Below are 17,840 nucleotides of genomic sequence, written 5' to 3'. Positions count from 1 at the left end.
AGGAGTCCATGAAGAAGACCGCAACAATTCATCCGGCTTGTGGTTTTTGAAACCGAAAGCCTCCTCTTCTCGATCGCCGGTGATCGGCCTTCGCCAATGGCGCGCTTCGCGTCGAGGCACTTCTCTCGGGCCAACGCGAGCGAGATTCCGTCTCTGCCAAATCTGCCGAGATAGACCGTCTCGCGGCGTCCATTCAGCCTGTAGTCCAGCCGAAACGAGATCGCGCCACTGGGCATGACGCGAACTTACATGCCGTCGCGGTCAGCAATCTTTTAGATTTTTTCTTTTTGTTTCAGTGCTTTAAGGGTGGCGTCCGTCAGCATACCCATTGCCTCCTGAAAAGTACCGTCAGTACGATTTCGAGGCTCTGTGGCAGGAAATTCCTTTTTCCTTCAATGCCTTAAGGTACACAAAAGTACCGTCACGAGCCTCATTCGCTCCGACGGTACTTAGAAAATTCGGGTGGGCAATATGCGGAAGGTCCGTCAAGCGGTCCGTCAAAGCCAATCTATGCGTACCGATTGTCGTCGCTGGTTGTCCCTGAAAGGATTTATCTTTGTTTTCAGTACGTTACGTCGCAGATTGGCGTATTTTCGGCGGTGTTTGAGTGGGTCTGAATCATTCCGTATGATTCCGCGCATGGGTGGTGCGCGTGATGTTCGCAAGAGTGGACGGCCTGCAAAACTTCTCGGTGTGGCTGGTGGCGCCAGCCAGGCAAAACCAGCGCTTCAAGCAAAACGGTATAACATCCTTTCGACGATCATCTTCGGCTATAGAATCGAGAAAACCATGGACAGACTGCGCGGTGCATTCGAAATCGGCGAGCACGGTCTGATCCTGCGCTCGCGACGAAGCGGACGACGCGACAGCTTCACGCTCGAGGAGCTCGACTTCGTCACCTCGGACGGCGAGCCGGTGCGAGGCTACCTTGCCCGCCCGCTGCACGACCGGCCGGTGCCCGCGGTCCTATGCATCCACGCGCATGGCTTTCGCTACGACATCGGCGCCGGCGAGCTGCTCGACGGCCGGGCAAGCCTTCAAGGCGCGCCCGGTCCGACATTCGCGGCGATGGGCTTGGCGACGCTGATGATCGACATGCCCGCCTTCGGGCTGCGCGCCGAGCCTGGCGAGAATGCACGCACCAAGGCCAGGCTGTGGCGCGGGCGTTCGCTTGCCGGCCAGATGGTGGGAGAACAGGCCGCCGCCTTTGCCTGGCTTGCCGCGCGCGACGACATTGTCGCCGACCGGATCGGTGTCTACGGCATGTCGATGGGCGCGACGCTCGGCTACTGGCTGGCGGCGGTCGAACCGCGCATCGCCTGCGTCGCGCATCTGTGCTGCTTTGCCGACTTCGCATGCCTGATCGACACCGGCGCGCACGATTTGCACGGCATCTATCTCACCGTTCCCGGGCTACTGAACCTGGCCGGCAATGGCGAGATCGCCGGGCGGATCGCACCCAGGCCACAATTCATAGGGATAGGCGACCAGGATCCACTGACGCCGCCGGCCGCTGTCGACCGCGCTCTTGCGCAGGCGCGGCACGCCTATGAGAGGGCCGGAGTCGCCTACAGGCTCGTTCTTCACCGCGAGCCCGAGGGTGGCCATGCCGAAACGCCGGCCATGCGCGCCGCAGTGGCCGGCTTCTTTCGCAAGCACCTTGCCGTCTAATGCATGTCGCCCAGAAGTGTGCAGCGGTTCTGGGACAACGACATGCATCAAGACAAAGACTTTAAAGCGCGTCGACTGAATCCGTTTCAGCGCGACGCGCTTTAAGCAATTCCAGGAAAGTGTGTCCGGAATCGCGCAGAACAAGAGTCAGAGCGAAGGCACCCGCAGCCCGGCGGAATCGAACAGGTGCATACGTTCCGGATTGAGCCGCAGGCTGATCTTCCTGTCGCCGGCATCGAGGCCTTGCCGGTTCAGCACTGCGACCATCTTCTCATCGCCGGCCATGGTGGCGTGAACGACCGTCTCGGGGCCAAGGGCCTCGATCAGTGTGACATGCGCCTCGACGCTGCCCGCGCCGCCTGGCGAAAGGTCGACGTCGTGCGGCCGAATGCCCAGCGTCGCATCGTCCCCGGACTTCAGGGCAGCGCCATTGGCCGCGATCACCGCCGCCAGTCCGCTCGGGCCTTCCACCGCGACTTCGGTCGCGCTGGCCGAACGCACCTTCACCTGCAGCAGGTTCATGCGCGGCGCGCCGATGAAGCCGGCGACGAACAGGTTCGCCGGCGCGTTGTAGAGGTCGAGCGGCCGGCCGACCTGCTCGATCTTTCCGGCGCGCATCACCACGATGCGGTCGGCCAGCGTCATCGCCTCGACTTGGTCATGGGTGACGTAGACCATCGTGGTCGCCAGCCGCTTGTGCAGGGCCGCCAGCTCGGCGCGCGTCGAAATGCGCAGTTCGGCGTCGAGATTGGACAGCGGCTCGTCGAGCAGGAAGGCGGTCGGGTTGCGCACCACCGCGCGGCCGATCGCCACGCGCTGCTTCTGGCCGCCCGACAGCTGGCCGGGCCGGCGGTCGAGATAGGGCGCGATCTCCAGCATGCGCGCCGCTTCCGTGATGCGCGCATCGACCTCGGCCTTCGGCATGCGGATGTTTTCCAGCCCGAAGGCAAGGTTCTGGCGCACGCTCATATGCGGGTAGAGCGCATAGGACTGGAACACCATGGCCAGCCCGCGCTGTGCGGCCGAAACCTCGGTGACGTCGGCGCCGTCGATCTCGATCCTGCCGCTGGTTGGCCGGTCGAGCCCGGCAATCAGCCGCAGCAGCGTGGACTTGCCGCAACCCGAAGGGCCGACAAGCACCAGCATCTCGCCGTCGCCGACATCGAGATTGATGCCGTGAAGGATCTTCACCTTGCCGTAGGCGCGATCGATATCGGTCAGCGTTATCCGTCCCATTGGCACCCTCACTTCAGCCCGGTGCCGGCAATGCCGGACGTGATGTAACGCTGCAGGAAAACGAAGACGAGGACGACGGGGATCATCGTCACCACGGTCATCGCCAGGATGTAGTGCCACTGCACGTTCAGCTGGCCGGCATAGGTGTTGAGCCCGACCTGGAGCGTGTAGAGCTCCTTGCGCGACAACACCACCAGAGGCCACAGGAAGTCGTTCCAGCGCCAGACCACCGAGAAGATCGCCAGCACCGCGAGCGCGGGTGCCGCAAGCGGCAACACGATGCGCCAGTAGATCTGCCATTCCGAGGCATTGTCCATGCGCGCCGCGTCGAGCAATTCGTCCGGGATGGTCAGCATGTACTGGCGTAGCAGGAAGACGCCGGTCGGCGTCGCCACGGTCGGCAGGATCACCCCCCACAGCGAATCGAGCAGGCCGACGGCGCTGACCACCGAATATAGCGGCACCAGGATGACCGACAGCGGCACCATCAGTGTCCCGACGATCACCAGCATGGTGAGATCACGGCCGCGGAATTTGTATTTCGATAGCGCGAACGCCGCCATCGAATTGGTCAGCAGCGTGATCAGCGTCGCCATTGCGGTGACGAAAACCGAATTGCGGAGATAGTGCAAGAAGTCGAAATGGACGAAGGGCTCGGTGTAGTTCCCTGTCGCGAAGCCGATCTCGCGCACCGGCTGGCGGTCAGCGATATTGACCTTGACGATGTCCTTCGGCGCCTTCGGATCGACCATCTGCGCCACAATACCGATGCGGCGCAGCTCGGCCATGATCCTGGTCGAGCCGTCAGGCAACTTCACCGAGTAGAGAGGAAGCGGCGTGTCGTAGCCTTCGACGCTGGCCTGCTGGCTGACATAGGGCAGAATGGTCGGCGGGAACTCGGCAAGCTGCGCCGGCGTCTTGAACGACGAGCCGACCAGCCAGACGGCCGGGCCGAACATGATGACGAGACCGCCGATCAGCCACAGCCAGCTGACAATATCGGTCCAGTGCCAGGAACGGCCACCGCGCCGGCGGGTCAGGAATGTCGTGACGCCGCTCATTGGCGCGCTCCTTTGCGCTCGCCGCGGCGCCCGACCTGCAGCTGCAGCAAGGTCAGCACGACCAGCACCAGCCCCATCAGGATGGACGCCGCCGAGGCAAGGCCCGGATTGCGCAGAAGCGAGGCGAAGCCGATCTCGTAGATGTACTGGGTGAGGTAGAGGGTCGAGGTTCCCGGCCCGCCGCCTGTCAGCACATAGACCTCGTCGAAGATCTGCACGGCGCGGATCAGCGCCAGCACGATGACGACGAGCAGGTTCGGCATCAACAGCGGCAGCGTGATGCGCCAGAACACCCGCGCCGGCCTGGTGCCGTCCATCTCGGCCGCCTCGTAAAGATCGCGCGGGATGGCCTGCAGGCCGGCAAGCAGGATGAGCGTGTAGAAACCCATATGGGCCCACACCGAAACGCTGACGGCGGCGGTAAACGCCCAGAACCGGTCGGTCAGCCAGTTGTAGGGCTCGCCGCCGAGGTCGTGCACGATCAGGTTGAGCAGCCCCTGGCGTTGCAGGATCCAGCGCCAGATCAGGCCGGTGACGACCGGCGACAGCAGCACCGGAAAGAAGAACACCGCGCGCCAGAAGGAGCGTCCGACGATCTCGCGGTTGAGGATCAGCGCGGTCGCGATCGACACCACCGTCATCAGCGCCACCTGCACGACGACGAACAGGCCGGTATTGTGCACCGCCTTCCAGAACAGATCCTCGCGGCAGGTGGCGGTATCCAGATAATTGCTGCAGTCGAGCAGGCGCTGATACTGCTCCAGTCCGACGAAGTTGCGGTCCTGCAGGAAGTAGGCCGTGCCCGACGTCGCCGAATAGAAGAAGTTGATGACCAGCGGCACCAGCACGAAGATGCCGAAGATCGCCATGTTCGGGGCAAGGAAGAAGGCGGCCATGCCGCCTGTGCCCGTCGCGCGCTGCCAGGATTTGAGCGGCACGTTGACGATGGATGCAAGCCAGATGACCGGCGCCGCAAGCGCGGCGCCAGCCCATGTCTTGAGTGTCGCGGCGGCGCTCACTTGGCCTCGGCGACCTTGTCGGCGATATCCTGGTCGATCTTGGCCCAGGCAGCGTCGAGTGTAAGCTCGCCCGCCATCACCTGGCTGACGCGGGTCACCAGCGCGGCGAAATAGGCGTTGGACCATTTCCACGGCGGCAAAGCGTCGGCAGCGGGCAAGGTCTCACCTGCCGCCTTGACGAATGTGTCGAGGGCCGGGCCTACATTCTTGTCGGCCGAACCCCATTTCAGTCCGCCTTTCGCGACAACGCCCATGTGCGCCGGCAGGAACAGTGTGCGCTCGCTGAACTCCTTGACGATGTTTTCGCTGGCCAAATAATCCATGACCTTGGCGACGTCCTTGGGATTCTTGGTGTATTTGATGGCGACAAGTGCCGCACCACCCTTCACGCCCGAACAACCGGCCGTGCCGCAGGGCGAGCCGGTCGCCACCCAGTCGAAACTGTCGCCGATCTTGGTCGACAGATTGGCGACCTGCCAACTGCCCGAGTAATAGAACGGGATCTGCGCGTTGATGAAATCGTCGGCTGCGGCGCGGTAGGTCGAGCCCGCCGCCGAGACCCAGGTATCCTTCAGCATCAGGCCCTTGGCGGTCCAGTCGACGAGCTTGCCGACGAACGCCTTGGTGCCGTCATCCACCTTCGCCGGCTTGCCGTCGGCGCCGATATAGTTCGCGCCATAGGAGACATTGGCGCCCGAAATGCGGTGGCCGGAGCGATCGATCGCGAACGCCGCCGGAAGCTGCTGGCTCTTCGCCACTTGCGCCGCGGCGTTGATCCAGTCGTCCCAAGTTGCCTTGTCGCCGGGCAGCGCCACGCCGGCCTGTTCGAACAGTGTCTTGTTGGCAAAGCCACCGGTCAAGGTAAGCTGCGTCATGAAGCCGGTGATGGCTTTCGAGCCGTCGGGGCGCATCCAGTCCAGCGTGTCGCCGAAATTGTCGTCCCAGTATTTCGGATCGGCCACCAGCGGCCTGAGATCGAGCCAGTGCTGGGCAAGTTCCTTGATGTTGGTAACGCGGGCGATGTCCGGGCCCTGGCCGGCCTCGAGCTGGATCGGCAGCTGTTCCTGGATCACCTTGTAAGCAACATTGTCGAGCGTGACATGGATGTCGGGATTGTCCTTCATGAAGCGGTTCAGAAGGTCCTGGATGACGTCGCCTTCGACGCCGTCCGAATACCACATGATGCGTACGTCGCCGGCAAACGCGCTGGTCGACGCGAGCAGGCTGACCGATATCGCGGCCAGCAAGGTGCGGGGCTTGGTCATGCTTCGTCTCCTCCTTTGTCGGGGCTGCGCCCCTATTTATTCAAGCCGCCCGCCCTCTCCTCTCGAGGGCATGGCTTGATCCTCCCTATTGCCTGCGTTTCATGTGTGTCGCCTCGCCACGCACGGTCCAGCCGGCCGGATCAAGTGTCCGTCCCTCAGCCATGATCCTCGCGTCGGCGAGGAAACGCACGGTGCCGTATTCCGGATCCTCGACCGTCAGTTCGCCATCCGCGCCCGGCCGCACCGCCAGGTCAGCAAAGGCGGCCGCCCAGGCTTCGAGCGTCGGCAGACCGGCGTCCCGGTCGCCGAGGCGCACGATCCATGTCGTCCTGCGCCCGGCCGCCCGCAATTCGTTGCCCGCTGTCGGACCGCCCTTGACCTCGACCAGCGGCACATCTGTCTTCAGCATGGCGAAGGCCTCGCCCGATTGCGCGAACGCCCGACGGCCATCCACCTTCGCGGCGTCGAAGACATCAGCCGGAAACCAGGCGTGGGTGAAGTCGGGCTGTTCGTCCGAACAGGTGAAGCTGACGACGGCGAGGTCGCGATATTGGTGAACCCTTGGCAAGGTGCCCGAGCCGCCCCAGTACGACGGCCTGCCATAGCCCGACTGCAGAACTTCGCCCGGATGGTTGATCCAGATCTGCGCGTCCGGATTGGTGCCCAACCGAGCGTGGATGACGGTCTCCTGATAACCCCACTGGTTCCAGCGATAGCCGGCGGCGCTGCCCATCGCATGGTCGCGCGTCTTGTGGTGATAGAGCCGCGCGAAGCGGTCCTGCCCCTGCGCGAAACTCCACTCCCACGCCGTATCGTCAGCGACGGAAGCAATCGTCGCCAGTTCGTGGGGAACACTCAGGCCGTGATCGCGCAGGCAGAGCGCAAGCTGCGGCAGCGCATGGAAGCGCATGCCGTAATTGCCCTTGCCCCAGACCATGCGGCAGATGCCCGACAATTCCAGCGAACGCGCGGCGCGCAACGTGTGTTCGTAGGAGCGGCCTTGTGCGCCGGTCAGCATGCCGTGATGGGCGGAGCGGGCGACGATCTCCAGCAGGCGTATCACCGCCTTGCCGGCACGTTCGGCGATGTCCTTGTCCGGCGCCAGCGCGTAAAGCGCGCACAGGCCCTTGAGGTCGATCGGGAAATAGGGCGCCGAATTGAATTCGGCCATTTCCCACGCCTCGAAATGGTCGAGCCAGGCGCGCACCCGCGCGGCCCCGACGGCGGACTGCTCGCGACCAAGACGGCCCGAGCGTACGAAGCGAGCCTCGGGCAAAATCCCGCCGGCGAGATAGGCGGCGGTGTGGAAGAGCAGCGCGTGGTTCTCGGAAAAATACCACTGCACGTCGTTGCCGGGCTCGTCCATCCAGTACCGGTAGCCGCGGATTGCGTTATCGACACGCGCGCGCAGGCCAGCCTCGAGCCTATCGCCATATGCCCCACGGCACCACAGCAGCGGCACCAGGATGAAGTCGGCGCAGTCGTGACAATCCTCGATCGCCGGCAGCGCGCCGGAGATCATGGCGTCGGTCTCGGCGCCCTCCTGCCCTATCGCCAGCCGCGCCAGCGCGCGCACCGTGTCGGCCTCGGCGTGGTCGGCAACCTCGCTCAGCGCCTCGTCGACGCGCGCGGCAAGCGTGCCCGGCGCATCGCCCTGGCGGCGCGCGTGGCAGATCTCGACCCCGAAGACGCGCGACGCGGCATGGCCGCCCACCGTCAGCGTCACCTTGAAATGGCGAAAGTCGGCGGGCAGTTGCTCCGTATCGGCGATCGGCAGCCGCATCCGGCCGGCGGGCAATTCGAACGCAAAGCGTACCGGCGCCTCGATCGACATGAAATCGCCCTCGATCTCGACCGCAACGTGGGCATCGCGCGGCAGCGCCACGCCTGTCACCAGCGCCACCTCGCCGCCATCATAGGCGGGGCGTTCGAAGCGCATGTCGTCGAGCGCCGCCTCCATCGCGTCGGCGACCGCGCTCTCGACCTCGATCGGCAGCGCGACCGAGATGGCTGGGCCCGAGAGATAGTCCAACTGGAAGTAATAGCGGGCGTCGCGCTCGGCGAGGTCGTCGAACCAGATGCGAATATCGTTGCGCCCGGCCTTGAGTGCGACCTTGAACTCCTCAGCGCTTTCCAGATTGCGGCCGTAGGGCGCCATCCAGCCGGCCTCGGCACCATTGATGAAGAGCACGGCGCCGCCGCATGTGCGCAGCCGCAGCAACGCCTCGCCGGCCGAAGCGGCTTCGATGATCGTCTCGGCCCAGGTGCCAAGCACAGTCGGCCGGAACCAGAAGCCCGACAGGTCGACACGCGGCGAGGCGAAGGGCAGCCAGATGCGCCCGGCGTCGAATGCGGAACTGACCTGTGGATGCTTGCCACGGCGCTCGGCTGCGAACTCGGTGCGGCAGGGATATTCGTGCGGGATGAAATTCTTGTGCTTGGTCAGGAAGAAGAAGGGGTCCATCTCTCCCTTCATCGGCTGGTCGGCCACGTCGTAGCGCTGCTCGGCGACAGGGCCGAGCCGCCAGTAGACGACCGGTTGTCCCGCCGCCAGCGGCCGGCGCAGCGTAAAGTCGGTCCGGACGTTTTGCGCGGTCACACTCATCGCAGATCCTTCACGGCAACCGGGGCTACATCGGTGTAGGCCTGGTTCTCGCCGGTCATACCCCAGACGAAGGCATAGGGGCCGGTGCCGGCGCCCATATGGATAGACCAGGCCGGCGACAGGACGACGTCACCGTCTGCGACCATCAAATGGCGGGTGTTGTCGGGCTGGCCCATCAGATGGACGACCCGGTCGGCCGCCGCGAGGTCGAAATAGCAATAGGCCTCCATGCGCCGCTCGTGCAGATGCGGCGGCATGGTGTTCCAGATGCTGCCCGGCGCGAGATCGGTGATGCCCATCAGCAGCAGGCATGACGGGGCGACCTCGGGATGGATATACATGCGCAGCGTGCGCTTGTTGGCGCGCGCCTCCTCGCCCAGCAGCAGCGACTTGGCCTCGCCCCTGGCGATAAGGCGATGCGGGATGTCGGCGCCGGCCGGCACCGAGTTCATGTAGAAATGCGCCGGCCGCTCCGGATCGTCGCTTTCCAGCGTCACCTCGCGCGCGCCGCGGCCGACATAGACGACGTCGCGGCTGGCGACGGTGAAGCGCGTGCCGTCGACAGTGACGTTGCCGGTGCCGCCGAGATTGGCGATGCCCATCTCGCGCGCCGTGAAGAACAGCTCCGTGCCGACATCCGCGCCGGTGCCGAACAGCAGCGGGTTGGCGAGCGGCACCGCGCCGCCGACAATCATGCGGTCGATATGGGTATAGGCGAATTCGATCGCGCCCGGCCGGAACAGGCCCTCGACCAGGAATTCGGCCCTCAGCCGCTCGGTATCCATGCCGGCAATGTCGGCCGGCGATGCGCCGTAGAGCGTCCGCATCATGCCGCCTCCACCTTCGCCTGCAGATGCCGCGAGCCCTCGGTCAGGCACAATATCGCCAGCGCCTGGCCGTAGCCCGTGGGATGGATCGGGATGTCGCGATAGAACTGCAGATCGTGGCCCATGCGCGTGCCGTAGGACACGTTGGCCACCACGCCGTTGGCGTCGATGTTAGCGACGACCGCTTCCAGCGCACGCAACCCGGCGGTCTCGCACCACGCTGGGCCGATGCCAAGCCTTGCCGCTTTCATCAGCCCATAACCGAAGCCGGCCGTGGCCGAGATCTCTTCATAAGAGGTCGGATCGTCAAGCAAGGTACGCCACGCGCCCGACTTCGCCTGCAGCTTCAGCAGCGCCTCGATCTGCGTCTCCAGCATGCCAAGCAGGTAGGCTTTCACCGAAGGGGCGATCTCGGCGAACTCCATCAGGTCGAGGATGCCGACCGTGATCCAGGCATTGCCCCGCGCCCATAGCGCCCGAGCGAAATTGTTGCGGCCTTCGAACGCCCAGCCATGAAACCACAGCCCCGATGCCGGATCGGCGAGATAGCGCGCATGAACGAGGAACTGCCGTTCAGCTTCCTCAACGAAGCGCCGCTCACCGGCGGCCTGGCCATAGGATGCAAGAAACAGCGCCACCATGAACAGCGTGTCGTCCCACAATTCGCCATCGTTGACTCGGTCCGAGACATCGTGCTGGAAGCCGCCTTCGGGCGTCCGCGGCATTGCGGCTACGATCTGCTCGGCCCAGCCGCGCAAGACAGGCTCGAAACGCGGCTGGCGCTGGCGTCGCCACAATTCGCTCAGCGCCAGCAAGGGCGCGGTGGTGTTGACATTCATCGCCGGCAGCCCGGCGGCGATGCGCCGGTCATACCAGGCCTCGATCGTCCACAGCAGCTGCTCGTCGCCGGTCTGCGCCCACAACCGCACCAGCCCGTAGAGCCCAACGCCTTGCGGCCATTCCCAACTGTCGAAGCTGACATAGTCGCCCGGCGTGCCGTCGAGATTGGGCTCGTCGAACCGCCCGTCATGGCGCAGGCCGGTCATGCCGGCAACGAGGCTGGCGAGCGCGGAATTCAGGCGTTCGGGCGACAGCGGCATCACTCCTCCGGGTTTTTCCGCTTCTGTCAGAACTGTCCCACAGGCATTTTTCTTGCGCAATCTGAAAATTTTTTGCAGGATTGAACGGCACTGCTGGAGAGGCACATGACAGTCCAAGGCAAAAGGGGTCGCCCCAGCCGCCGCATTCGACTCGAGGAGATCGCGGCGCGCTGCGGTGTCTCGGTCAGCACCGCCTCGCGGGCGCTGAGCGGTGTCGGCGGCGTGCGCGAAGAACTGCGCACCACCATTATCGAGACGGCGAAATCGATGAACTACGCCATCCCGGCCTCGGTCGCCGGTCGCAAGGTGATCCTGGCGGCAAGCAGCGTGGCCATGGTCGACAGCGCCCGCAGCCAGTTCACCTACCACGTGCTCGACGGGCTCAACGAACGCGCCCGGCTGCTCGGCGTCGAACTGGTGACCCGGCCGGTCTCGACGCCAGAGGATGAAATCGCGCTGCTGCGCGAATCCGAGCGCGACGACAGCGTCGCCGGCTGCTTGTTCCTGACGCTGGATGATGACGACGTGCTGACGCTGGCGGCCGGATTTTCCAAGCCGATCGTGCTCGTCAACGGCGACGATCCCTCGATGCGCCACTCCTCGGTCACGCCCTGCAACCGCTCCGCCGCCATGCTTGCCGCGCAGCATCTCATCGGCCTTGGCCACCGCCGCATCCTGTTTCTGATGCGGCGCGGCCGGCGCACCATCGAGCGCCGCTACGAAGGCTGGCGCGATGCTTTGGTGGCCAGCGGCGCGGCCGGCTTCGAGGATCTCGTGGTCGAGGTGCAGGATTGGCTGCCCGAACTTGCCAGCAAGGCGGTGAAAGAGCGCATCGCCGCGCGTGGTCTCGACTTCACCGCCGTGCTGACAGCCGGCGACAGCCTGGCCTTCGGCGCCATCGCCGGCGTCCAGGAGGCCGGCTATACGGTACCCGCCGATGTCTCCGTCGTCGGTATGGACGACCTGCCGCTGGCGGCCTTCTGCAGCCCGCCGCTGACGGCGATGCACATTCCCATGCGCGAGATCGGCTCGGCAGCACTCAGCCTGCTGCTCGATGACATGGCCCATTCGGGGCTGCCGCGCCGCGTCGAGCTTGCCTGCAATCTGGTGGTGCGCCAGTCGACGGCACCAGCCCGGGCCGGCGCCGGCCGACATCAGCCGGCGCCTTGAGCCTGCGACGTGCCGCCGGCAAACAGCAGCGGCGAACCGTCCTGCGTCTCCAGTTCCAGCACGCGCCCCAGCAGGATCATGTGATCGCCGGCCGGGAAGCGGTCGGCGACGCTGCATTCGAACCGCGCCAGCGCCCGCGGCAGCAGCGGTACCCCATGAGCGTTCCAGGCGAGGTCGAGACCGGCAAAGTCGGAGCCGGATTTCGAGAAGCGCCAGCACAGATCGGCCTGATCCTGCGCCAGCACGTGGATGGCGTAGTGGGCGGCGCTGGCAAAAGCATCGAAGCGGCGTGAGTGGCGCCCGATCGACCACAGCACCAAAGGCGGATCGAGTGACACCGACGAGAAGCTGTTGGCGGTGATGGCAAGCGGCCCGCCGGCCGTGCCGGCGGTGACCACCGTGACACCGGTGGCGAAGCGCCCGAACGCGTTGCGCAGACTGCCGGGATCAAACACGACATGTTCCATCAGTGCCGCTCCCCGGTTCCCAACGGCGTGGCCGGCATCTCGTCCGGCACCCGGCCATAGGCATGCGGCAGCGAACAGGTCTTGAGCTGTGGCAGCACCTTGGTGCCGAAATGCCGCGCCTCATCGAGATGCGGATAGCCGGAGAAGATGAAGGCGCGGATGCCCATTTTCCTGTAGGCCTCGATTTCCGACAGCACCTGGTCGACCGAGCCGACAAGGGCCGCGCCGCAGCCTGAACGCGCCCGCCCGACGCCCGTCCACAAATGCGGCTCGACATAGCCTTCCGCGTCGGCGATCTCGCGGTTCCTGGCCTGGTGCGATACGCCGAGCGATCGGGCGTCGAGCGCCCGTTCGCGGATCGCCCTGCCCTGTTCGTCGTCCAGCTTCGAAACCAGTTCGCGCGCGTATTCCTTCGCCTCGGCCTCGGTGTCGCGCACGATCATGTGGATGCGCAGGCCGTAGTCGAGCGTGCGCCCGTGCCGCGCGGCGCGCTCATGCACGGCCTTCATGCTTTTGGCCAGTTCCTCCCTGGTTTCCGGCCACATCAGATAGACGTCGCACTGTTCGGCGCAAAGTTCGAGCGCATCCGGCGAATAGCCGCCGAAATAGAGCAGCGGACCGCCATTCTGCTGATAGGGCTTGGCCGGCGCCGTTGAGACCCCTTTGAAACGATAGATCTCACCCTCGAAATCAATGCTGTCCCGTGTCCAGGCCTGGCGCAGGATCTGTACCACCTCGCGCGAGCGCTGGTAGCGGTAGGCGCTTACGGCTGTCTCGCCGGGAAAATCCGACGAGATGACGTTCAGCGTCAGCCGGCCTTCCAGCATATGGTCCAGCGTGGCAACCGTACGCGCCAGCATGATGGGCTGCATCTCGCCGCAGCGCACGGCCGCCAGCAGATTGATCTTCGACGTGATCGGCGCGCAGCCGGCAACGAAGCTCAGCGTGTCCTGGCCGACCTGGTAGGACGATGGACACAGAATGTTGCGGAAGCCGAGTTCCTCCGACGTCTTCACGATCTCGGAGCAATGCGCCCAACTCGAGCGCAGCGCGCCGTCCGGCACGCCGAGATGGCGGTAATCGTCCGAGCAGAGCGCGGCAAACCAGGAGATTTCGGCTGCGTCGAGATCCGGCGAGGTGATGGGGACGATGGTCATGGCCGCTCTCTTGGAAGGTCGCTGGCTTGGGCAGTGCGAATGGGACTTGCGTAGCATCGGGTTTTATGTAGATCAATACTGTATCAATTTTGCGGGCAGAGGCTAAGATCCACTGAGGAGCAGAATGCAGTTGACCAGGGCCGACCCCGGCCATCGATCCAGCCAGTTGCGCGGGCCACTACCGGTGCACCTTCAGATCAGCGAAATGCTGATCCGCGAAATCGCCGCTGGCCGGCTTGCCGACGGCGCACGGCTGCCCACTGAGCGCGAGATGGCGCAAAACCTGGGGATCGCCGTCGGCACGCTCCGGCGCGCGCTGGCCGACCTGACCGAGAAAGGCCTGCTCGACCGCATTCAGGGATCGGGCAATTATGTGCGGGCGAGCGGCGACCTGCTCGGGGTCTATGCCTTCTTCCGGCTGGAGCGCATCGACGGCGGCGGGCTGCCGACCGCGGAGGTGCTGTCGGTCGACCGGCTGTCGAAATCGTCCGACCTGCTGGAATTCGGAAGCGCGCGCGAGGCCCACCGCATCCGCCGGCTGCGGCGGCTCGATGGCGAGCCGGCCGCGGTTGAGGAGATCTGGCTCGACGCCAGCCGCGCCGAGCGGATCGACCGCGATGACATCTCGGAATCGCTCTATCTCCATTACCGGCTCGCGCTTGGCTTCTCGGTTGCCCGCGCCGAGGATCGCATCTCCGTCGCGCCCGCGCCCGGCTGGGCGCCGACCGATTTCAGGCCGCTGGCGGGAACGGTGGTAGGCTTCATCGAGCGCATCGCCTGGGCCGATGACGGAGCCAGCGTGGAATATTCCCGGAGTTGGTTCGATCCGGACGTGGCGCGCTACGTCACCCGTTTCAAATAGACCTGAAAAAGGAAAGGCGCCGCGTGACCAAATTATCGATCGGCTACGGCATCATCGGCTGCGGCATGATGGGCCAAGAGCACATCCGCAACATCGCGCTGCTGCCTGACGCTCATGTGGTCGCGATTTTCGAGCCCGACCCCGAAATGCTGGCGCAGGCGCTGGCGCTGACGCCGGGCGCCCGCCCGGCTAACTCGATTGCCGGGCTGCTGGCCGTGGACGCGGTCGACTGCATCTTGATCGCCAGCCCCAACCACCGTCACCTCGCCCAGTTGGAGGAGATCGCGGCGCTGCGCCCGCTGCCGGTGCTGGTGGAAAAGCCGCTGTTCACCGACGCCGCCGATGCGGGGCGAATTGCGGCCCTGACCGCCCGGTTGCCGCTGGTGTGGGTGGCGATGGAATACCGCTACATGCCGCCGGTCGCCGCCTTCCTCGAGCAGGCCGCCGATGCCACCGGCGGCATCCGCATGCTGACCATTCGCGAGCATCGCTTCCCCTTTCTGGCCAAGGTCGGCGACTGGAACCGCTTCAACCGCAACACCGGCGGCACCTTCGTCGAGAAATGCTGCCACTTCTTCGACCTGATGCGGCTGATACTCAAATCCGACCCTGTTCGCGTGATGGCGAGCGCCGGACTGGCGGTGAACCATCTCGACGAGCGCTACGACGGCAAGACGCCGGATATTCTCGACCATGGCTATGTGCTCGTCGACTTCGCCAGCGGCGCGTGCGCCATGCTGGAACTGTGCATGTTCGCCGAAGGCAGCCGCTACCAGGAGGAACTCACTGCCGTCGGCGGCAACGGAAAGATAGAATGTCTGGTGCCCGGGCCGGGGCGCTTCTGGCCGAAGCATCTCGGCGACGCCCCCAGGCCGCAGCTGATCGTCAGTCCACGTAATCCGCCCGGACCGCGCCTGCTGGAGATCCCGGTCGCCCCCCGGCTTCTCGCAGCGGGCGATCACAATGGTTCGACCTATTTCCAGCATGTGCGCTTCGCCGCCGCGGTTCGCGGGCAAGGCCAGGTCGAGGTGACGCCACAGGACGGCTGGTGGGCTGTCATCATGGGCCTCGCCGCCCAAAGATCGGCCCGAGAAGGCCGTGCCATCGAACTCGCTGCAGAATTCGCGTTGCCGATCTGATTCAGGAGCCAACCCTTGCGCCTGTTGGATTGTGTCGCGACGAGTATTAAGTCTCGTCGGTGACGACGATGATCGTCGGCGCGCCGCCGGAACTGAACGACGCGGCGTGCTCCAAGGCTTCCTTGCCGCCCTTGGACGCTGCACAGCTTTTCAGTGCATCGATCGTCGGAAAGCTTACTTCGGACATCAAATGGTAGGGCGGTGGCGCAAACGCCGGCCGACCACGCGCTTGGTGGCTACACCTGTCGCGCCGATGAGTCTCGGGCCGGCGTAGGAAAGATGCTCGTCATGATAGGCACGCTCAAGAACTGGCACGAAAAATCTTCCGAGGTTTCGCCAACTATCGGGACCAATCGGACGATTTTTTGCTCCTGGCGGAGGCCGACAGTGGGTCCGCGCAGTCTCTCTTGAAGGGTCGAGATGACTGCCTTGCGCTTGCTAATAGACCTTGAAAGCGCCTGCATCTGCTCGCGCATCCAAGTCCGTGATCAGCATGTGCCCCGGCGAGACGGTGATCGAGATTGCGAGTTCGGCACGAGCGAGAGCATCTTGGGCGGTCAGGCTACTGGCCCAAAATACAGGAACCTCCCCTTCCATGATCTCGACCGCGTCACCCCAGTCGGGGGCCATCAAGTCTTTTATCCCAATGATGGTGGGCTCTCCGACGTGGATAGGAGAGCCGTGGGCATGCGGGAAGCGTGCGGTGAGGACGCGAACCTTGTCGACGTCGCAACGCCTTATCGGGCGCATGGAGACGACCATTTCACCACCAAAGGATCCGACGCCGTGCGTCTCGATCCTGGTCCGGAATTTGGGCAAGGCTTTGCCGCATCCGATGCTGCGGAGTTTGATGCCCTTCTCGGCAAGGGCGGCTTCGACGGTAAGCGAGCTGCCCAACGCGAAAACGGCAAAGTCATCTCGCCACAGGTCGATGATGTCGGTTTTCCGATGGATCATCTCGCCGAAGCAATAAATGTTGTACTGGGGCGCATCGGTGCGGATATCGATGTCACCCAGAGTCGGGAGCAATGGACTGCCGGCGCGGCTCACGCCCACCAAAGGACAGGGTTTCGGGTTGCGGACGCAAAACTGATGGAAATCGCTGGAGAAGCTGCGCGGCACAATCACGACATTGGCCTGGAGCTTGCCGCGCGCAAGCCCTCCCGTATGCCCTTCATAGGCACCCATTCTAACCAGTCTGCGCAGCCTGTCTGCATCGACCAGTCGCAAATCCTCATAGATCAATGAAGTGGTCTGGCGAGCCATGGCTTCCGAGGCATATGCATGTTCAGAGACACGTCGAGAGCGCGTAAGATCATCGACGGGCCGGCCGCTTGTCAAATTATCAGAATCTTTCCTCGTCGATAAATTGTATTTATTGGTCGGCCAACAGAGACTTCAACTATTATTAGCCTCTGCTCATAAAGCTGTTATTGTCATTGACAACCGCGGCAGCCGATCGCTTCTATCTGTCGGCCTGCTTCGTGCAGAAAACCCAGGTCTCGGTTCATGTAGAAGAGCAGGAAAGCCGCGTAGAGGACAAGGACGAGGCTGAACACCAGCGTCTTGACGACCAGTGAGAGCGCAAAAACATTCAAGTGCGGCGAGGCGCGCGCCAGGAAAGCCAGCACAATGTCGGACAGGAGCATGCTGACGACGACCGGAAAAACGAGGGTCAGTGCCATCACCAGGATGCGATTCAGCAGATCGAGAAATATCCCGGCAGCATCCTTGCTGAACACAGGCAGAAGTTGGTCGATCGGCCAAAGGCCGTAGCTGTCGTAGAGGCTGGTCAGGGAAAGCTGCAGGCCACCGGCCGCCAGATAGATCGTGACCATGATGACGGCGAGCAAGGTGCCGGTGGCACTCGTCTCATGGGTCATCATCGGGTCGATCAGGGTCCCCATCGAGGACCCGCGCTGCAGATCCAGGATATCGCCCGCAGCCTCCGCCGCCCAGAACGGTATGCCCATTGCCAGCCCAAGCGTCACCCCGACAACGACCTCCTTGAGCATGTACAGGACGATCATCGTCATCGCGATATCGGTGTTCGTCACCTTGGTCACGATCATCGGAAAGACCGGAACCGCCAATGCCAGGGCCACGCCGTTGCGCAGAAGCCCGGATAACGGCACACGCGAAAAGAGCGGCATCAGGAGCATGAAACCGGTCAGGCGTGCGAGCGCGAAAGCACCTGCCAGAAGATAGAACTGGAGCTCCTTGACAGACGCGAAGAGTGGTTCGACCGACATCCGCTTGCC

General features: G+C 64.1%; 16 protein-coding genes and 1 pseudogene. 4 read left to right on the top strand and 13 right to left on the bottom strand.

Annotated elements, in window-relative coordinates; all coding sequences use genetic code 11:
- Window positions 1-41 precede the first annotated feature (41 nt).
- Window positions 42-269, bottom strand: a pseudogene (locus FJV77_RS23045) (Arm DNA-binding domain-containing protein); the annotation flags it as partial.
- A gap of 520 nt (window positions 270-789) precedes the next feature.
- On the opposite strand from FJV77_RS23045, the gene FJV77_RS23040 reads away from it, so the two are divergent.
- A complete protein-coding gene (locus tag FJV77_RS23040) occupies window positions 790-1,671 on the top strand; it encodes a CocE/NonD family hydrolase (RefSeq protein ID WP_142868906.1) in 882 nt (293 codons plus the stop codon).
- Between the two features lie 147 nt (window positions 1,672-1,818).
- On the opposite strand, the gene ugpC is transcribed toward FJV77_RS23040, so the two are convergent.
- The 7 genes from ugpC to FJV77_RS23005 all read right to left on the bottom strand — a co-directional run bounded on the left by ugpC (window position 1,819) and on the right by FJV77_RS23005 (window position 10,784).
- Window positions 1,819-2,907 (bottom strand): sn-glycerol-3-phosphate ABC transporter ATP-binding protein UgpC, encoded by a 1,089-nt coding sequence (gene ugpC, locus FJV77_RS23035; RefSeq protein ID WP_142868905.1) that lies wholly within the window; start codon window positions 2,905-2,907, stop codon window positions 1,819-1,821.
- Window positions 2,908-2,915: 8 nt separating this feature from the next.
- Entirely contained in the window at window positions 2,916-3,968 is a 1,053-nt protein-coding gene (locus FJV77_RS23030) for a carbohydrate ABC transporter permease (protein ID WP_142868904.1), read from the bottom strand.
- Window positions 3,965-4,930: a sugar ABC transporter permease gene (locus tag FJV77_RS23025; protein WP_246691362.1), complete on the bottom strand. Its 966-nt coding sequence runs from the start codon at window positions 4,928-4,930 to the stop codon at window positions 3,965-3,967. The genes FJV77_RS23030 and FJV77_RS23025 overlap by 4 nt, the downstream gene beginning before the upstream one ends.
- 53 nt (window positions 4,931-4,983) lie before the next feature.
- On the bottom strand, window positions 4,984-6,252 hold the full coding sequence (locus FJV77_RS23020; RefSeq protein WP_142868903.1) for an ABC transporter substrate-binding protein: 1,269 nt from the start codon (window positions 6,250-6,252) through the stop codon (window positions 4,984-4,986).
- Window positions 6,253-6,337: 85 nt separating this feature from the next.
- Window positions 6,338-8,857 (bottom strand): hypothetical protein, encoded by a 2,520-nt coding sequence (locus FJV77_RS23015; RefSeq protein ID WP_246691352.1) that lies wholly within the window; start codon window positions 8,855-8,857, stop codon window positions 6,338-6,340.
- Complete coding sequence (gene kduI, locus FJV77_RS23010; protein ID WP_142868902.1) at window positions 8,854-9,687, bottom strand: 5-dehydro-4-deoxy-D-glucuronate isomerase; 834 nt, start codon at window positions 9,685-9,687, stop codon at window positions 8,854-8,856. Before kduI ends, FJV77_RS23015 begins: the two co-directional genes overlap by 4 nt.
- Window positions 9,684-10,784 carry a glycoside hydrolase family 88 protein gene (locus FJV77_RS23005; RefSeq protein ID WP_142868901.1) on the bottom strand — a complete coding sequence of 367 codons (1,101 nt, stop codon included), beginning with the start codon at window positions 10,782-10,784 and terminating at the stop codon, window positions 9,684-9,686. Before FJV77_RS23005 ends, kduI begins: the two co-directional genes overlap by 4 nt.
- 105 nt (window positions 10,785-10,889) lie before the next feature.
- On the opposite strand from FJV77_RS23005, the gene FJV77_RS23000 reads away from it, so the two are divergent.
- The gene (locus tag FJV77_RS23000) at window positions 10,890-11,954 is read left to right on the top strand and encodes a LacI family DNA-binding transcriptional regulator (RefSeq protein ID WP_142868900.1); all 1,065 of its coding nucleotides are present in this window, start codon (window positions 10,890-10,892) and stop codon (window positions 11,952-11,954) included.
- On the opposite strand, the gene FJV77_RS22995 is transcribed toward FJV77_RS23000, so the two are convergent.
- The gene (locus FJV77_RS22995) at window positions 11,939-12,421 is read right to left on the bottom strand and encodes a flavin reductase family protein (protein ID WP_142868899.1); all 483 of its coding nucleotides are present in this window, start codon (window positions 12,419-12,421) and stop codon (window positions 11,939-11,941) included. The genes FJV77_RS23000 and FJV77_RS22995 overlap by 16 nt on opposite strands.
- Window positions 12,421-13,578 carry an LLM class flavin-dependent oxidoreductase gene (locus tag FJV77_RS22990; protein ID WP_142868898.1) on the bottom strand — a complete coding sequence of 386 codons (1,158 nt, stop codon included), beginning with the start codon at window positions 13,576-13,578 and terminating at the stop codon, window positions 12,421-12,423. The genes FJV77_RS22995 and FJV77_RS22990 overlap by 1 nt, the downstream gene beginning before the upstream one ends.
- Before the next feature lie 124 nt (window positions 13,579-13,702).
- Here FJV77_RS22990 and FJV77_RS22985 point away from each other — a divergent pair, with 124 nt between their 5' ends.
- Together FJV77_RS22985 and FJV77_RS22980 are read left to right on the top strand one after the other, a co-directional pair.
- On the top strand, window positions 13,703-14,440 hold the full coding sequence (locus FJV77_RS22985; protein WP_142868897.1) for a GntR family transcriptional regulator: 738 nt from the start codon (window positions 13,703-13,705) through the stop codon (window positions 14,438-14,440).
- A 23-nt stretch (window positions 14,441-14,463) separates the two neighbouring features.
- A complete protein-coding gene (locus tag FJV77_RS22980; protein ID WP_142868896.1) occupies window positions 14,464-15,579 on the top strand; it encodes a Gfo/Idh/MocA family oxidoreductase in 1,116 nt (371 codons plus the stop codon).
- A gap of 46 nt (window positions 15,580-15,625) precedes the next feature.
- Here the strand turns inward: FJV77_RS22980 and FJV77_RS22975 are convergent, their stop codons facing one another.
- The 3 genes from FJV77_RS22975 to sctT form a co-directional block, all read right to left on the bottom strand.
- Window positions 15,626-15,766, bottom strand: a complete 141-nt coding sequence (locus FJV77_RS22975; protein WP_142868895.1) for a hypothetical protein — start codon at window positions 15,764-15,766, stop codon at window positions 15,626-15,628.
- A 251-nt stretch (window positions 15,767-16,017) separates the two neighbouring features.
- A complete protein-coding gene (locus tag FJV77_RS22970; RefSeq protein WP_142868894.1) occupies window positions 16,018-16,845 on the bottom strand; it encodes a DUF1445 domain-containing protein in 828 nt (275 codons plus the stop codon).
- Window positions 16,846-17,015: 170 nt separating this feature from the next.
- Window positions 17,016-17,831, bottom strand: coding sequence for a type III secretion system export apparatus subunit SctT (gene sctT / locus FJV77_RS22965; RefSeq protein ID WP_142868893.1), 816 nt, complete (start codon window positions 17,829-17,831; stop codon window positions 17,016-17,018).
- Window positions 17,832-17,840 lie beyond the last annotated feature (9 nt).

This window comes from Mesorhizobium sp. WSM4306 (genome assembly GCF_007003975.1).
Classification (GTDB): domain Bacteria; phylum Pseudomonadota; class Alphaproteobacteria; order Rhizobiales; family Rhizobiaceae; genus Mesorhizobium.
The sequence above is the reverse complement of the archived record's forward strand: the minus strand, read 5'-3'. Positions and strand labels throughout refer to the sequence as shown.

What these genes read in the sequence shown, in the direction of transcription:
- FJV77_RS23040 (WP_142868906.1), top strand. Translation starts at nt 790, where the DNA reads ATGGACAGACTGCGCGGTGCATTCGAAATCGGCGAGCACGGTCTGATC.
- ugpC (WP_142868905.1), bottom strand. Translation starts at nt 2,907, where the DNA reads ATGGGACGGATAACGCTGACCGATATCGATCGCGCCTACGGCAAGGTG.
- FJV77_RS23030 (WP_142868904.1), bottom strand. Translation starts at nt 3,968, where the DNA reads ATGAGCGGCGTCACGACATTCCTGACCCGCCGGCGCGGTGGCCGTTCC.
- FJV77_RS23020 (WP_142868903.1), bottom strand. Translation starts at nt 6,252, where the DNA reads ATGACCAAGCCCCGCACCTTGCTGGCCGCGATATCGGTCAGCCTGCTC.
- FJV77_RS23015 (WP_246691352.1), bottom strand. Translation starts at nt 8,857, where the DNA reads ATGAGTGTGACCGCGCAAAACGTCCGGACCGACTTTACGCTGCGCCGG.
- kduI (WP_142868902.1), bottom strand. Translation starts at nt 9,687, where the DNA reads ATGATGCGGACGCTCTACGGCGCATCGCCGGCCGACATTGCCGGCATG.
- FJV77_RS23005 (WP_142868901.1), bottom strand. Translation starts at nt 10,784, where the DNA reads ATGCCGCTGTCGCCCGAACGCCTGAATTCCGCGCTCGCCAGCCTCGTT.
- FJV77_RS23000 (WP_142868900.1), top strand. Translation starts at nt 10,890, where the DNA reads ATGACAGTCCAAGGCAAAAGGGGTCGCCCCAGCCGCCGCATTCGACTC.
- FJV77_RS22995 (WP_142868899.1), bottom strand. Translation starts at nt 12,421, where the DNA reads ATGGAACATGTCGTGTTTGATCCCGGCAGTCTGCGCAACGCGTTCGGG.
- FJV77_RS22990 (WP_142868898.1), bottom strand. Translation starts at nt 13,578, where the DNA reads ATGACCATCGTCCCCATCACCTCGCCGGATCTCGACGCAGCCGAAATC.
- FJV77_RS22985 (WP_142868897.1), top strand. Translation starts at nt 13,703, where the DNA reads ATGCAGTTGACCAGGGCCGACCCCGGCCATCGATCCAGCCAGTTGCGC.
- FJV77_RS22975 (WP_142868895.1), bottom strand. Translation starts at nt 15,766, where the DNA reads ATGTCCGAAGTAAGCTTTCCGACGATCGATGCACTGAAAAGCTGTGCA.
- FJV77_RS22970 (WP_142868894.1), bottom strand. Translation starts at nt 16,845, where the DNA reads ATGGCTCGCCAGACCACTTCATTGATCTATGAGGATTTGCGACTGGTC.
- sctT (WP_142868893.1), bottom strand. Translation starts at nt 17,831, where the DNA reads ATGTCGGTCGAACCACTCTTCGCGTCTGTCAAGGAGCTCCAGTTCTAT.